Origin of the sequence: Duganella radicis (assembly GCF_009720825.1) — a bacterium.
Classification (GTDB): domain Bacteria; phylum Pseudomonadota; class Gammaproteobacteria; order Burkholderiales; family Burkholderiaceae_D; genus Rugamonas; species Rugamonas radicis.
The window spans coordinates 29,239-43,729 of the sequence record NZ_WNKY01000030.1; the positions used below are offsets into that span (position 1 = coordinate 29,239).

General features: G+C 64.5%; 10 protein-coding genes. 1 reads left to right on the top strand and 9 read right to left on the bottom strand.

Going from position 1 to position 14,491, the window contains the following annotated elements; all coding sequences use genetic code 11:
* Positions 1–12 precede the first annotated feature (12 nt).
* Positions 13–972, top strand: a complete 960-nt coding sequence (locus GM676_RS21825) for a DUF4351 domain-containing protein (RefSeq protein ID WP_170304338.1) — start codon at positions 13–15, stop codon at positions 970–972.
* Positions 973–1,098: 126 nt separating this feature from the next.
* On the opposite strand, the gene GM676_RS21830 is transcribed toward GM676_RS21825, so the two are convergent.
* The 9 genes from GM676_RS21830 to GM676_RS21870 form a co-directional block, all read right to left on the bottom strand.
* Complete coding sequence (locus GM676_RS21830; protein ID WP_155466042.1) at positions 1,099–2,694, bottom strand: glycine betaine ABC transporter substrate-binding protein; 1,596 nt, start codon at positions 2,692–2,694, stop codon at positions 1,099–1,101.
* Positions 2,694–5,345 (bottom strand): zinc-dependent metalloprotease, encoded by a 2,652-nt coding sequence (locus GM676_RS21835; protein ID WP_155466043.1) that lies wholly within the window; start codon positions 5,343–5,345, stop codon positions 2,694–2,696. Before GM676_RS21835 ends, GM676_RS21830 begins: the two co-directional genes overlap by 1 nt.
* A gap of 61 nt (positions 5,346–5,406) precedes the next feature.
* Positions 5,407–6,615, bottom strand: coding sequence for an imidazolonepropionase (hutI, locus tag GM676_RS21840; RefSeq protein ID WP_155466045.1), 1,209 nt, complete (start codon positions 6,613–6,615; stop codon positions 5,407–5,409).
* A gap of 10 nt (positions 6,616–6,625) precedes the next feature.
* Positions 6,626–7,201, bottom strand: coding sequence for a HutD/Ves family protein (locus GM676_RS21845; RefSeq protein WP_155466047.1), 576 nt, complete (start codon positions 7,199–7,201; stop codon positions 6,626–6,628).
* The gene (locus tag GM676_RS21850) at positions 7,198–8,628 is read right to left on the bottom strand and encodes a formimidoylglutamate deiminase (RefSeq protein WP_155466049.1); all 1,431 of its coding nucleotides are present in this window, start codon (positions 8,626–8,628) and stop codon (positions 7,198–7,200) included. Before GM676_RS21850 ends, GM676_RS21845 begins: the two co-directional genes overlap by 4 nt.
* The gene (gene hutG, locus GM676_RS21855) at positions 8,625–9,407 is read right to left on the bottom strand and encodes an N-formylglutamate deformylase (protein WP_155466051.1); all 783 of its coding nucleotides are present in this window, start codon (positions 9,405–9,407) and stop codon (positions 8,625–8,627) included. Before hutG ends, GM676_RS21850 begins: the two co-directional genes overlap by 4 nt.
* An 11-nt stretch (positions 9,408–9,418) precedes the next feature.
* Entirely contained in the window at positions 9,419–10,957 is a 1,539-nt protein-coding gene (gene hutH / locus GM676_RS21860; RefSeq protein ID WP_371866335.1) for a histidine ammonia-lyase, read from the bottom strand.
* 95 nt (positions 10,958–11,052) lie between these two features.
* Complete coding sequence (gene hutU, locus GM676_RS21865) at positions 11,053–12,756, bottom strand: urocanate hydratase (RefSeq protein ID WP_155466055.1); 1,704 nt, start codon at positions 12,754–12,756, stop codon at positions 11,053–11,055.
* An 82-nt stretch (positions 12,757–12,838) separates the two neighbouring features.
* Complete coding sequence (locus GM676_RS21870; protein WP_371866336.1) at positions 12,839–14,488, bottom strand: amidohydrolase; 1,650 nt, start codon at positions 14,486–14,488, stop codon at positions 12,839–12,841.
* Positions 14,489–14,491 lie beyond the last annotated feature (3 nt).

A 14,491-nucleotide genomic window follows, 5' to 3' on the forward strand; every position in this document is an offset into this window, starting at 1 on the left:
CAGACTGGGCCGATGCCGAATACCGTCCCGTCCGCCCGTTACGATTTGCCGTGGAAAGCCGTGCTAAAGCATGCTTTGCGCGCCTTCCTCGACTTTTACTTTCCTGACTTCAGCGCTCGCATCGACTGGCGGCAACGACCGCGCTTCCGCGACAAAGAATTTGCTCGCTCGGGCTTTAGCGGTGCGCCGAATGTCATGGTGGCCGACATACTGGCAGAGGTACGAATGCGCGACGGGCGACAAGGACTGGTGCACATAGAAATCCAGACTCAGCGAGACGCCACAATGGCAAAGCGCATGCACGACTACAACTACCGCATCAGCGAAACATATGATTTGCCGCTGGCCAGTCTGGTGCTGCTCGCGGACGAGTATCCTCGCTGGCGCCCAGCCAGCTTCGACCAGCAGTTCGAGGGCACGGCGACGGCGTTTTCTTTCGGCAGCGCAAAGCTGCTCGATTACGTCACCGACATCGAGGCACTGGAGGCTTCGAGCAATCCGGTTGCCTGGTTGACACTGGCCCACTGGCGTTCGCAGCAGGCCCACCATGATCCGAAAAAACTCTACGCCGCCAAGCTACACTTGACCGCACTCCTGTTTCGGCATGGCTGGAACAAAAAGCGCATACTGGTTTTATTCGACGCGATCAATTGGATGATGACCTTGCCCGAGCCTTATCAACGACGCTATTGGCAAGCTGCCCGCAAGTTGGGAAAGGAGCACGAAATGAAGTTACTCAACCCTTTGGAGCAAATGTTTTTTGACGATGGGATCAAGAAAGGTTTGGAACAAGGTCTGGAGCAGGGACGCAGGGAGGGGGCGGTTGTGCTTCTGGAACGGCTGCTCGTCAAACGTTTCGGGCCATTGTCACAGACCACTCGCAAGAAACTGGCCACAGCCAGTCTGGCGCAATTAGAGGCCTGGAGCGATGCTCTGGATGAAGCCCAATCATTGAAGCAAATTTGGGAGTAATGCAAAAAAATCCCACCCAGCGGCAAGCGCTGGATGGGCGGAACCCGTTGTCAGTGGGAGGGAGATTGAATCAACGGGTTCACTATATCGCCCTGGTCCGCCCGGCGCCGCAGGCCTTACAAATCATTACGGCGACTTTACATAAAGGTGATACCTGTTAGTTACTGTTCGCTCCAGCAGCTCGAACAGGCCCTGCGTCAGCAATGCCAATATTGCCGCAGGGATAGCGCCGGCCAGCAGCATGTCGTTGTCGTTCAGGGCCAGGCCGATGGTGATGCGCTCGCCGTAGCCGCCGGCGCCGATGAAGGCGGCGATGGTGGCCGTGCCCACGCTCATCACGGCGGCGGTTTTCACACCGGCCAGCATCACCGGCAAGGCCAGCGGCAGATCGATGTGCAGCAGCCTTTGCAGCGGACGCAGGCCCAGCGCCTGCGCCGCCAGCTTCAAGCCCTTGCGCACTTGCAGCAAGCCGATACAGGTGTTGCGCACGATGGGCAGCAGCGCATACACCACCAGCGCCACCAACGCCGGCGCGGTGCCGATGGTGCCCAGCAGCGGTATCAGCAGCGCCAGCAAGGCCAGCGACGGCACGGTTTGCAGCACGCCTGTCAGCCCCAGCACCAGTTGCCGCAGGCGCGGCAAGGCGGCGGCCAGGATGCCCAGCGGGACGCCGATCAGACAGGCAAGCGCCACCGCCAGCAACACCAGCGTCAGATGCTGCTGCGTCAACCGCCAGAGATTTTCATCGAAGACTTTCGCCATCAGCCCCCGGCCCGCAGCAGGGACAGCGGCGGGCCCGCCTGCGGCTAGCGGCGGCGATGCGGCTTCGGGCGAGGGTTGCGGCGCACCGGCGGGGCGTGCGGGGTGCAAGGGATGCGCCGCCAGCCAGTCGCTCGCCACGCGCGTGAAGCTCTTGCCATCGATTTCAGCGGCGGCGTTCATCGCAATCATGTCCGCCTCGCTGATGCGCCCTTCCAGCTGGCCGATCGCCTTCCACGCCGCAGGAAAACGCTGCGCCGCCTCCAGCCGGTACAACAGCACCGCGTCATAGCGCGGGAAGTAGCCGCGATCATCTTCCAGCACCCGCAAGCCATACTGCCCGATGCGCGGCTCGGTCGAGTAGATATCGATGACATCCACCTGCCGTCCTTTCAGCGCCTCGTAAGCCAGGCCATGATCCAGCCCCTCCGGCCGCTGCGTCAGGCCATAGCGCGCCGCCAATCCCTGCCAGCCATCCGCGCGCCCGATAAACTCATGCGACAAGCCAAACCGCAACCCGCCCTGCGCCGCCAGCTCGCTCAGCTTGCGCGGTCCATCGCCGCCGCCGCGCATCGCCAGCGCATAGGTATTGTTAAAGCCCAGCGGCACCGCCACGCCCAGGCCCATGGCCGCCAGTTCCTTGCGCATCTGCGTCATCGACGATGGCTGCTTGTGCTTGAGGATCTCCAGATCGATGGTGCCGATATACTCCGGATAGACATCGATCCGCCCTGTCTGCAACGCCGCCAGCACAATCGCCGTATTGCCCAGGCCTTGCAGATGCTCGACCTGCGCATGCGGCGCCGCCACCTGCGCCAGCATCTCGCCGAGAATATACGACTCCGTGAACCGCTTCGAGCCGATATGCAGCGTATCGCCCGCCGCCGCTCCTGCACCGCAAAGCGGCAACGCCAGGCCAGCCAGCACGGCGCGCAGCCACCACTTCAACGCCTGCGCCGCCATCAGGCGCCCGCGCGCAGCATCGACGCTTTCAGCGCCTGCCCCAGCGTCTCAACGCTTTCCGACAAATGCGCCTTGGCCTCGCGGCTGATCGGCCTCGCCAGCGCCGCCTGCATCTCGCGCTGCAACTGCAAGGCATTCTCGCGTTGCAGGCTCCGCACATCGGCCGGCGTTCCGGCCGACACACGCAACAGCGCCGCCACCAGCCGCTTCAAATGCTCGCGCTGCAAATTGCGCCGCATGCCGCTAATATCTTTGCCGGCTTTGAGTTCGCTCCACACCGCGTCCTGCACATTCGAATACAGCTCGGCGAGGCTCAGCACCTGCTTGCGGTCCTCCACCTTCTCCTGCGAATCGAGCAGGCGGATCGCCACCCCGTCCGACATTAGCTGATCCAGTGCCGCCGCCTGCAAGGACAGCACGCGCGCGCCGACCGACACATCCGGCCGGCCGCGTGTGGCGAAATGATCCGCCCCCAGGCGGCTGATGGTGGCCGGTGAAAACTGGAAGCTGTCCGCCTTGAACAGGCTATTGGTCAGCATCTGCAAGGCCGCGCGCTGGCGCGGCAACGGTACCGGCGTAAAAGTCGCGCGGCCAGTGCCGGCGTGATCGCGCAGATAGGTCACGCCGCCCACATACTTCACCACCACCGGCAAGGTGCGCACAAATTGCTGGAAGCCGTAATCGAAGCTGCGGCGCAGCACCTCGTAACTCTCGCCCGGCTTGAGCGTGCGGTTTTGCACCCGGTCCCACAACTCGCGTGAAATCGCCAGGCGACGCTGGAAGTAAGCCAGCGGATCGCTACCCAGGTCATACACATTCACGTCAGGATCGAGATTGAAGCCGTTCGCATCCTGGTCGGTGCCGAACGCCAGTTGCGGCTCATTCGAGCGCGCGGCGATCTTCGCCAGTTCCTCCTTCTCCTGCGCCGGCTCGATAGGCTTGTAGGCATACTCGATCGCCCAGTAATCGTAAGGTCCCAGCGTGGAGGCCACATACTCGCCCTGCTTCTCGCCTTTCAGCGACAGGTTGAACGGCGTGTAATCCATCACCGACCCGGTCATGCTGTTCTTCCTGGTGAACTCCGGGTCCTGCAACTGCTGCAAGGTATAGATCGTCGACGCGCGGAAGTTATGCCGCAAGCCCAGCGTGTGCCCGACTTCGTGCATGACCACCGACCTCACATACGCCTGCGCCACCGCATTCGCTTCCGGGCCGCTCATGTCCAGCAGGCCGCGCGCCTCCAGCACATCCATGGCGAAGCCCATCTCCTGCGCCGACTCCTGCATGTAGTCGCAGCGGGCCTCCGCCGATTGCGTCGGCAGCAGCGAGATGCTGTCCTCGCCGATCACACGCCGAGCCGTGCGCGCAAACACGTCCGACATGGCGATATCCGCATCCAGGATCTCGCCGCTGCGCGGATCGACCTGACTGGGCCCGATGGCGAAGCCGACATCGCTGCCGACGAACCAGCGGATCGAGGCATGGCGTGCGTCCATGGTATCGAAGGAATCCTTCTCGGTCTGCTGCTTTACCACGATGGCGTTCCTGAAGCCGATGCGCTCAAACGCCGCGTTCCACGCCAGCACGCCGTGTCGCACCGATTCGCGGTACTTCTCCGGCACATTGGCGTCGATCCAGTAGACGATGGGCTGCTTCGGTTCCGACAGCGCCGCCGCCGGGTCCTGCTTCTCCAGCCGCCAACGCTCCACCAGGTGCACCGCCGTGGTCGGCGTCACATCATCCGAATAATCCTGGCTGGTGCTGACGAAATGGCCGATGCGGTCGTCCGCGCGGCGGCCATGCATGGCCTGCGCCGGCAGCGGCATGAAGCTGTAGTAAAAACCGAGGAACATGCTGCGCGGGTCCGGCAGCGTTGACGGCGGATTCGGCACGGCGGCCGGCACCGGTGGCATCACCGCCGGCGGGGCCGGTATGCGCGGCGTGAAGTAATGCGCATTGACCTGCAAGCCGGTCATGCTCTCGTCCGAGCGGATGGTGAGGAAGCTGCTGTTGCGCGCATCCATCACATACGTCATGCGGAAGGCCGCCTCCAGCCGCGTGGTCATCGACGGGATGTCGCCGAACAGCAGGATATTGGCTTCCACCAGAATGGACTTGGATTGCGGATGCGGGCTGCTGGCCACCGGCGCAATCGCCAGCAGGCTGTCCGAGAACGCCTGCTGCACCGCCAGCGCCTGCGGCGTGCCGCCCCTGGCGCCAAAGTCCGTGTTCTTGGCGATGATCTGCACGATATTCCCCACGCGGTGGAACACCACCACCTGGCTCAATCCCATCTGGCTGCCATAGATGCCACGCTCGCCGATCCCGTTCGGCATGTTCACCGACATGAACATCGGACGGTCAAACTGGTCGGGCCGCAGCTCGATCCAGACCTTTTCCTCTTTCTGGTACAGACTCAGAAAACCCGGCAAATGCTGGGCGCCGCGTACGATGTCGATAAAAGGCCGGGGTGCGGCAACCGGCAAGGCGGCTGGCGTGGGCGTGGTTACCGCCGGTTGCGGCGTGGCCGCTGCGGCGGCGGGCGCCTCCGGCGCATGCGGCACGGGCGGCGTTGGTACAGGTTCTTGGGCGACTGCGTGGGCGCTCAGCGCAGCCAGCACGGCGGCGCGCAGGGAATTCGGGACGAACATAACGCTTCCTTCGATGACATCCGGATAATGTAACCGAAAGCCCGCAAGAAGCGACGGATTTTTACAAGGCCGGAGAGCGCAATTTGCCTGCGTTGACGACCCCACGGCACGGATTCAGGCCGATGGCGTAAGACAGATCGGCCGGACGCGCAATGCGCCACAGCGCGAAATCGGCACGCTTGCCCACTTCCAGGCTGCCGATTTCGTCATGCAGCCCAAGCGCGCGCGCCGCATGCAGCGTGCAGCCGGCCAGCGCCTCCTTCGGCGTCAATCGCCACAGGGTACAAGCCATATTCATCGCCAGCAGCAGGGAGGTCATCGGCGAGGTGCCGGGATTGCAGTCGGTGGCCACCGCCATCTTCACGCCGGCGGCGCGCATGGTGGCGACGGGCGGCGGCGTGGTGTCGCGCAGGAAGTAGTAAGCGCCGGGCAGCAGCACCGCCACCGTGCCGGCGGCGGCCATGGCCGCGATGCCTTCGGCGCTCAGATGCTCCAGATGATCCGCCGACAAACCTTGGTAACGCGCCGTCAGCGCCGCGCCACGCTGATCGGACAACTGCTCCGCATGCAGCTTGACCGGCAGGCCGGCCGCCTGCGCGGCCTTGAACACGCGCTCCGTCTGTTCATAGGAAAAGCCGATACGCTCGCAAAACGCATCCACCGCATCCACCAGCCCTTCGGCGGCCAGCGGTGCGATCATCTTGCAGACTTCATCAACATAATCGTCAGCGCGGCCGGCAAACTCCGGCGGCAGCGCGTGCGCGCCCAGGAAGGTGGTCGCCACGCTCACCGGCAGTTCGCGACCGATACGGCGCGCGGCGCGCAGCATGGCGGCTTCCGACGCCAGCGTCAGGCCATAGCCGGATTTGATTTCGATGGTGGTTACGCCTTCGGCCAGCAGCGACAGCACGCGCGGCAGGCTTTGCCGCAGCAGCTCATCCTCCGACGCCGCGCGCGTGGCGCGCACGGTGGACATGATGCCGCCACCGGCACGGGCGATGTCCTCGTATGTGGCGCCATTCAGGCGCGCCTCGAATTCATCGCTGCGATTGCCAGCGTGGACGATGTGGGTGTGGCAGTCGATCAGGCCGGGCGTCAGCCAGCTGCCGCCGCCGTCATGCACAGTGACCGCCTGCGCGGCAGGCATCCCGGCTTGCGGCCCAAGCCAGGCGATGCGGCCGTCTTTTACCGCAATGGCGGCGTCCCGAATCTCACCGTAGCCATCGGCCATCGTGGCCAGATGCACGTTCGTAAACAACACATCCCACATACTTGCTGCCCTAGTTATAAATAATATCGGCCACCAGAACGGTGGCCTGTTGCGCTTCCATGGTCCAATCGTCGTCGGCTTCCAGCACCACCGTATCGTAGCGCACCATGGCGATGCGTTCGCGCGCGCTGCTCAGCGTCAGGCTTTCGCCCTCGGCCAGGAACAGCAGCGTGGTGCCGGCGCGGCGCTTGAGCGCTTCCTTGCCGCGCACAGTGCGCAGTTCCAGGCGATGGCGGCACGCGCCGCGCCGCGTCATGACATTGAAATCGGTGGTGTGCTGGCCGGTGACGGTGGCATGCACCGCGTCTTCGCCGGCGAACTCGATCAGCGGCTCGCTGGGACTGAGCACAAAGCGCTCGTCGCCGAAATCCAGCAGCACGCCGTCGCCGTCCACCAGCGCCAGCGAGCGGTCGATGCCGGGGAAGGCGGAGAATGGACCATCCTGCGCAATAGTGGCCAGGCTGACGCGCCACTCGAAATCATCGAGATGCGCACCGGCTGGCGAGACGGCGATTTCGGTGGTGCTGCCGCCGCCGTTCTTCCACGGCGCGGAGCGCAGGTTTGCATACTGGATTAGCTGGGTCATCGGAACTCCCTCAGTTCGGCCAAAGTCTGCTTGAAGCGCGCAGCGATCGCCTGCTGCGCCACGTGCTGCTGATTGCGCACTACCCACTGGCCGCCGACCATGACGTCCTTGACCAGATTGTCGTTGCCGCTGAAGACCAGGCTGCCGAGTACCTCGTCCAGCGCCAACCCAAACATATTCGGATGCGCGTCATCCAGCACCACGATGTCCGCGCGCAGGCCGGGCGCCAGGGCGCCGACCGACCGTCCAGCCGCTTGCGCGCCGCCGCGCAGCGCGCCCTGCCACAGGAAATCCCCCACATTGCGCTGCGCATCGGACACCGCGATATTGCGGCGCTGGTGCTGCAAGCGCTGTCCATATTCCAGCCAGCGCAGCTCTTCCACCGCGCTTTGCGACACGTGGCTGTCGCTGCCGATGCCAAACACGCCGCCCTGTGCCAGGAAACTCTCCAGCGGGAACAGGCCATCGCCGAGATTCGCTTCCGTAGTCGGGCACAGGCCCGCCACCGCGCCGCTGCGTGCCATGCCGCTCACCTCAACGTCCGTCAGATGCGTGGCGTGGATCAGGCACCAGCGCTGGTCCACTTCCAGATGCTCCAGCAGCCACTGCACCGGACGGCGGCCGCTCCAGTCCAGCGACTGCTGCACTTCCGCCATCTGCTCGGCGATGTGGATGTGCACCGGACGCGCCTTCGGCAGCGTCGCCAGCACTTCCTGTATCTGCCCCACCGCAGCGGCCCGCAACGAATGCGGCGCCACGCCGACCTCGGTCTGCGCATCGCGCAGCGGCTCCAGCGCCTCCACGATGCGCAACACATCCTGCGCATCGGTGCGGAAACGTTGTTGCTCAGGTTTTAACGCCTTTTCGCCGAAGCCGGAATAACTATACAACACCGGCAGCATGGTTATGCCGATTCCGGTCAAACGTGCGGCGGCAATGACACGTTCCGCCGTTTCCGCCGGGCGCGCATACATGCCGCCGTCCGGCGTGCGCTGCACGTAGTGGAATTCGCACATCGAGGTGTAGCCATGGCGCAGGCATTCGCTGAACAGCTGCGCGGCGATGGCCTCAATATGCTCCGGAGTGATGTTGCGCGCAAAGCGATACATCAGGTCACGCCAGGTCCAGAAACTGTCCTTGCTGTCGCCCGCCTTCTCGGTACGCCCGCCCAGCGCACGCTGGAAGCTGTGCGAGTGCAGATTGATCATGCCCGGCAGCGCGTACTCCACGCACTCAACACCAGCCGACGCGGCGGGCATACCGCCGGGCGCCGCGGACGCGGTGGCCACGGCGCGTGCGCTGGCTGCGCCCGCATCGGCAACACCCGGCGTCACCGCCGTGATGGTGCCGGCGGCATCCCACTCGATCAGCACATCCTTGGCCCAGCCGTCTGGCAGCAGCGCGTGGCGCGCAAACAGTTTACTCATGCGCGCACCCAATCGGCAGCTGCCTGCATCATCGCGCGCAACGGCTGCCGCACCTGCGACGCCAGATCCTCACGATAACCATACGGCGCATCTTCATCCATATAGGTCGACTGGCACATCTCCAGCTGAATCGCGTGGATGCCCTTTGCCGGCTCGCCGTAAAAGCGCGTGATATGCCCGCCCTTGAAGCGGCCGTTGACGGCGATGGTATAGCCGCCATCCGCGCGCGCCACCACGGCCTCGGTCAGGCCAGGCGCGCAACTCTTGCCATCCGCCGTGCCAAAGTTCAGATCCGGCAGCTTGCCCTCGAAGAAGCGCGGCACGTGCGAGGCGATGGAATGCGCATCCCACAGCACCACGCGCCCGTGCAGCGCCAGCAAGCGATCCAGCTCCGCGCGCAGCTGATCGTGATACGGCTTCCAGTACGCCTGCAAGCGGCGCTGAACCTCAGCTTCGTCGGGCGCGCGACCCGGCAGATAAAGCGGCTCGCGATGAAAGGTATCGACCGGGCACAAACCCGTCGTATCCTGCCCCGGATACAAATTGGTATTCTCCGGCGGCCGGTTCAAATCGATCACATAACGCGACCAGCGTGCCGACAGCACCGACGCGCCCATCTCGCCCAGAAACGCATACAAACGAACCAGATGCCAGTCCGTATCCTGCCTGTCGACAGCGGCCGGCGTCATCGCCGCCAGCACGTCGCCCGGAATGTCGGTGCCCACGTGCGGCATGGACACCAGCAAGGGAATACTGCCTGCTTTGAACTGATAATCCATGCCGACTCTCCTTAAGGATGCAGCGCCGTGAACAACTCCTTGCACGACGCGCTCAACTCGCCGCGCAACACCATGCCCTTGGCCGCTTCAATATCGGGCGCAAAGAAGCGGTCCACGTCATAGAACGGCACCTTCTGGCGCAGCTGCTCATGCACATGTTCCAGATGCGGCGAAGTGGTCAACGGGCGATGGAAATCGATGCCCTGCGCCGCCGCCAGCAACTCGATACCGACGATGGTCGCGGTATTCTGCGCCATATCCTCCAGGCGGCGCGCAGCGTAAGTCGCCATGCTGACGTGGTCCTCCTGATTGGCCGAGGTAGGAATCGTGTCCACACTGCCCGGATGCGCAATCGACTTGTTCTCCGACGCCAGCGCGGCGGCGGTAACGTGCGCGATCATGAAGCCCGAGTTCACGCCCGGATCGCGCACCAGGAACGGCGGCAGGCCGGACAAGGTCGCATCGATCAGCAGCGAAATGCGGCGCTCCGAAATCGAGCCGATTTCAGCGATCGCCAGCGCCAGCGTATCGGCGGCAAACGCCACCGGTTCGGCGTGGAAGTTACCGCCCGAGACCACCACCGACAGCTCGCCATCCTTGAACAGCAGCGGATTGTCGGTCACCGCGTTTGCCTCGATCAGCAGCGTGCGCGCGGCGTTGTTGATGATGTCCCAGCACGCGCCCATGACTTGCGGCTGGCAGCGCAGGCAGTACGGGTCCTGCACACGCTCATCGCCGACCAGGTGCGAAGCGCGGATCGCGCTGTCCGACACCAGCTGACGATAAATCGACGCGGCGGCGATCTGACCCGGCTGGCCGCGCACCTCGTGCACGCGCGCGTCGAACGGCGAATCCGAACCCTTGGCCGCGTCCAGCGACAAAGCGCCCGCCACCATGCCCGCTTCCAGCAGGCGCTCGGCCATGAACAGGCCATGCAGCGCCAGCGCGGTCGACACCTGCGTGCCGTTGATCAGCGCCAGGCCTTCCTTCGCGGCCAGCACCACCGGCGCGATGCCGGCCGCTTGCAACGCGGCGGCGGCATCTTGCAGCTCGCCTTTGACGCGCACCTGGCCCACGCCCATGATCGCCAACGTCATATGCGACAGCGGCGCCAGGTCGCCCGACGCGCCGACCGATCCCTTGGCCGGAATGGCCGGCATGATGCCTGCGTTGTAAATCGCGATCAGCGACTCGATAATCAGCGGACGCACGCCCGAGTAACCGCGCGCCAGGCTGCCGATCTTCATCAGCATAATCAGGCGGCACACCGCGTCCGACATCAGCTCACCGGTGCCCACCGAGTGCGACAGGATCAGATTGCGCTGCAACTGTTCCAGCTTGTCGTCCGGGATGCGGGTCTTGGCCAGCAGGCCGAAGCCGGTGTTGATGCCGTAAGCCGCGTCGCCTTTGGCGACGATGGCCTGCACAGCGGCGGCCGAGGCTTCAATCACAGGATAGGCTTCTTCGGCCAGCGACAGCGGGCCAGCGGCGTTCCACACGGAGCGCAGTTCGGAGAGCGTCATGGCGCCCGGTTTGAGAGTCAAAGTCATCGTTAAGCTCATTTGATCATAGGTGGAGCAGGGAATTCGGGCGGCCCGCCGCCCGCCTGCGGAACGGGGCGCCTTTGCAAGGGCGCCCTCCCGTCTTACAGGACCATAGGAAGATTCAGGCCATTACGCTTGGCGCAAGCGACCGCGGTTTCATAGCCCGCGTCGGCGTGACGCATCACGCCCGAGCCGCTGTCGTTCACTAGCACGCGCGCCAGGCGCTTGGCGGCGGCGTCGGTGCCATCGGCCACGATCACCACGCCGGAGTGCTGCGAATAACCCATGCCCACGCCGCCGCCATGGTGCAGCGACACCCAGGTCGCGCCACCGGCGGTATTCAGCAGGGCATTCAGCAGAGGCCAGTCGGAAACGGCGTCGGTGCCATCCTTCATGGCTTCCGTTTCGCGGTTAGGGCTGGCCACCGAGCCGGTGTCCAGATGGTCGCGGCCAATCACGATCGGCGCTTTCAGCTCGCCCTTGCGCACCATCTCATTGAACGCCAGGCCGGCGATGTGACGCTCGCCCAAGCCCAGCCAGCAGATACGCGCCGGCAGGCCCTGGAAGGCGATGCGCTCGCGCGCCATGTCCAGCCAGCGATGCACCTGCGCGTGATGCGGGAACAGCTCCTTGATCTTGGCATCGGTCTTGTAGATATCTTCCGGATCGCCGGACAGCGCCACCCAACGGAACGGGCCACGGCCCTCGCAGAACTGCGGACGGATGTAAGCCGGCACAAAGCCCGGGAAATCGAAAGCATTCTTCACGCCGTGGTCAAACGCCACCTGACGGATGTTGTTGCCATAGTCGACTACCTTGGCGCCAAGCGACTGGAAGTCCAGCATGGCCTGCACGTGCACCGCGCACGACGCGGTGGCGGCGGCCTTCAACTCCGGATGGCGCGATGCATCCTGCTGCGCCGCCTTCCACTGCTCGACGGTCCAGCCTTGCGGCAGATAGCCATTGATCAGGTCATGCGCCGAGGTCTGGTCGGTCACCACATCCGGCACGATGCCGCCGGCCTTGGCGCGGCGCACCAGCTCCGGCAGCACGTCGGCCGCGTTGCCCAGCAGGCCGATGGAAATCGCGTCGCCATTGGCCTTGTGCTGCTTGATCATCTCCAGCGCCTCATCGATGGACGCGGCCTGCTTGTCGAGGTAACGGGTGCGCAGACGGAAATCGATGCTGCTCTGCTGGCACTCGATGGTCAGCGACACCGCGCCCGCCATGGTCGCGGCCAGCGGCTGCGCGCCGCCCATGCCGCCCAGGCCGGCGGTCAGCACCCAGCGGCCTTTCAGATCGCCGCCGAAATGCTGGCGGCCCGCTTCCGCAAAGGTCTCGAAAGTGCCCTGCACAATGCCCTGCGTGCCGATGTAAATCCACGAACCGGCCGTCATCTGGCCGTACATGAACAGGCCTTTGCGGTCCAGTTCATTGAAGTGCTCCCAGTTGGCCCACTTCGGCACCAGATTCGAATTGGCGATCAGCACGCGCGGCGCGTCTTCGTGAGTCTGGAACACGCCCACCGGCTTGCCGGACTGGATCAACAGGGTCTGATTCTCTTCCAGCTCGCGCAGCGAAGCCAGGATCTGGTCGTAGCACGCCCAGTTGCGGGCCGCGCGGCCGATGCCGCCGTAGACCACCAGATGCCTGGGATTCTCCGCCACTTCCTTGTCCAGATTATTCTGGATCATGCGGTAGGCCGCTTCCGCGCCCCAGCTCTTGCAAGTGCGCTCAGGGCCGCGTGGCGCGCGGATCTCGCGGCTGGCGTCGTAACGGGGGTCGTTGTCGAAGTGGCTGCTCATAAGATCTCCTGCTGCGAGGTTGTGAATATCCTCGCAGCATAAGTTGTATATACAACCAAGTCAACAGGTTTTTTCTATCGCGTCAGCGGCGGCTATAGACCCGCCTTCCACCCATCCAGGTTTGCAGCACCGTGGTCTTGCCCAGCTGTTCGGGGACGATTTTGAAGATGTCGCGGTCGACCACGATGAAGTCGGCCCACTTGCCCGGCTCCAGCGAACCGACCACGTTTTCCTGGTGCGCCGCATAAGCCGCGTCCAGCGTGAAGCAGCGGAAGGCTTCGGTCAGCGTCATGGCCTGATTCTTGTACCAGCCGCCCGGCGGCACGTTGGCGTTGTTCTGGCGCGTGACCGCCGCGTGCAGGCCTTCGAACGGATTGGGCGACTCGATCGGGAAGTCCGATCCGCAGGCGATCCGCGAGCCCTGGTCGAGGAAGCTGCGCCATGCATACGCGCCCTTGATGCGCTCATGGCCCACGCGCTGCTCGGCCATATTCTGGTCCGAGGTGGCGTGGGTCGGCTGCATCGACGGGATGATGCCCAGCTGCTTGAAGCGCGGGATATCCTCCAGCGCCACCACCTGCGCGTGCTCGATGCGATGGCGCAGGCCGACATTGTTGTGCTGCGGGATCAGGGCCGCGTAGGCGTCCAGGATCTGGCGGTTGCCGGCATCGCCGATGGCGTGGATGTTGACCTGATAGCCGGCCTTCATGGCCTTGTTCATCTTGGCGCGCATCTCGGCGTCCGGGTAGAACAACAGGCCTTTGGTGGACGGCATGTCGGTATAGGGCGCCAGCAGCGCCGCGCCGCGGCTGCCGAGCGCACCGTCCGAATACAGCTTGACCGCCGCCAGCGCATACACGTCGTTGGCGTAGGACTTGAGCGGGCCGTCCTTGGACAGCTCGTCGAAATCGGCGGTGGTGTCGCCAATCATGGCGTAGATGCGGGTGGTCAGCTTGCCGTGATCGGCGTAGTCGCGGTAGATATCGTCCTGCACCACCTTGATGCCGGCATCGTGCACGCTGGTCAGGCCGACCTTGGACAACTGCGCCAGCGCCACATCCAGCGTGGCGCGCGCCTCGGCCGGCGTGGGCAACGGCACCACGCGGTTGACCAGCTCCATGGCCGCGTCAACCAGCACGCCGGTCGGCTTGCCGCTGGCGTCGCGCTCGATCTTGCCGCCGGCCGGATCGCGCGTGCTCTTGTCGATGCCGGCCATTTCCAGCGCCTTGGTATTGACCCAGATGGCGTGGCCGTCGACGCGGTGCAGCAGCACCGGGCGGTCGTTGACCACCGCATCCAGCTCGGCGGCGGTGGGGAAGCGGCCCAGTTTCCAGATCTCCTGATTCCAGCCAAAGCCAACGATCCAGGCCTTTTTCGGGTGCGTGCGGGCGAAATCCGCCACCGCTTTCACCGCCGCGTTGAGCGAGGTGGGGCTGTAGAGCTCCACGCCGGAGGCGATTTCGCCCAGTTCAAACACGTGGCCGTGGGCGTCGATCAGGCCTGGCAGCACGGTCTTGCCCTGCACGTCGATATGCTCCGCCTTTGGCAGCGCGGCCGCCGTTTGCGCCTCGCTGCCCACCGCCACGATACGGCCCAGGTCATCGAAAGCCAGCGAAGTAAAGCGCTGTAGCTGGCCGGCCGCGTTCAGCGTGTAGCCATTGGCACGGTCGATGATGGTGTCGGCATGGGCCGGCAGGGCCAGGGCGGCGGCGATTAAAAGGGGAAGACGCATCGA

Excerpts from the sequence above, each read along its gene's own strand:
- GM676_RS21835 (WP_155466043.1), bottom strand. The coding sequence starts at position 5,345 with ATGTTCGTCCCGAATTCCCTGCGCGCCGCCGTGCTGGCTGCGCTGAGC.
- GM676_RS21850 (WP_155466049.1), bottom strand. The coding sequence starts at position 8,628 with ATGAGTAAACTGTTTGCGCGCCACGCGCTGCTGCCAGACGGCTGGGCC.
- GM676_RS21870 (WP_371866336.1), bottom strand. The coding sequence starts at position 14,488 with ATGCGTCTTCCCCTTTTAATCGCCGCCGCCCTGGCCCTGCCGGCCCAT.
- hutU (WP_155466055.1), bottom strand. The coding sequence starts at position 12,756 with ATGAGCAGCCACTTCGACAACGACCCCCGTTACGACGCCAGCCGCGAG.
- hutH (WP_371866335.1), bottom strand. The coding sequence starts at position 10,957 with ATGACTTTGACTCTCAAACCGGGCGCCATGACGCTCTCCGAACTGCGC.
- GM676_RS21830 (WP_155466042.1), bottom strand. The coding sequence starts at position 2,694 with ATGGCGGCGCAGGCGTTGAAGTGGTGGCTGCGCGCCGTGCTGGCTGGC.
- GM676_RS21825 (WP_170304338.1), top strand. The coding sequence starts at position 13 with ATGCCGAATACCGTCCCGTCCGCCCGTTACGATTTGCCGTGGAAAGCC.
- hutI (WP_155466045.1), bottom strand. The coding sequence starts at position 6,615 with ATGTGGGATGTGTTGTTTACGAACGTGCATCTGGCCACGATGGCCGAT.
- GM676_RS21845 (WP_155466047.1), bottom strand. The coding sequence starts at position 7,201 with ATGACCCAGCTAATCCAGTATGCAAACCTGCGCTCCGCGCCGTGGAAG.
- hutG (WP_155466051.1), bottom strand. The coding sequence starts at position 9,407 with ATGGATTATCAGTTCAAAGCAGGCAGTATTCCCTTGCTGGTGTCCATG.